Below are 343 nucleotides of genomic sequence, written 5' to 3'. Positions count from 1 at the left end.
AAGGCGTGCGGTCTTCGGTCGTTCGGATTCCTGAAATCATGCACAGCGCGACCGATAATGCCGGCTTCCTTCCGCTGCTGATCGGGCTGGCGAAGGAAAAGGGTGTCGTCGGTTACCCTGGAGACGGTGCGAACAGGTGGGCCGCCGTGCACACGCGCGACGTCGCCACCGTGTTCCGCCTGGCGCTTGAGAAAGGCGCCGCCGGCAGAAGCTGGCACGCGGTTGCAGAGGGGAGCATTGCGTACCGCGAGATCGCCGAGGCCATCGGCAGTCGCTTGAAGCTGCCCGCCGTACCCATTCCCGCGGACGTGCTGATGCTGCCTGGGTACTTCGGATTCCTTGC

At 64.7% G+C, this 343-nt stretch carries 1 pseudogene; it reads left to right on the top strand.

Going from position 1 to position 343, the window contains the following annotated elements:
- Positions 1 to 343: pseudogene (locus tag SB753_RS35590) on the top strand (3-beta hydroxysteroid dehydrogenase); the annotation flags it as partial.

The organism is Paraburkholderia sp. SIMBA_053, assembly GCF_046534895.1.
GTDB lineage: Bacteria > Pseudomonadota > Gammaproteobacteria > Burkholderiales > Burkholderiaceae > Paraburkholderia > Paraburkholderia caledonica.
Note: the sequence above shows the minus strand (reverse complement) of the source record. Positions and strands in the feature narration are given on the sequence as shown.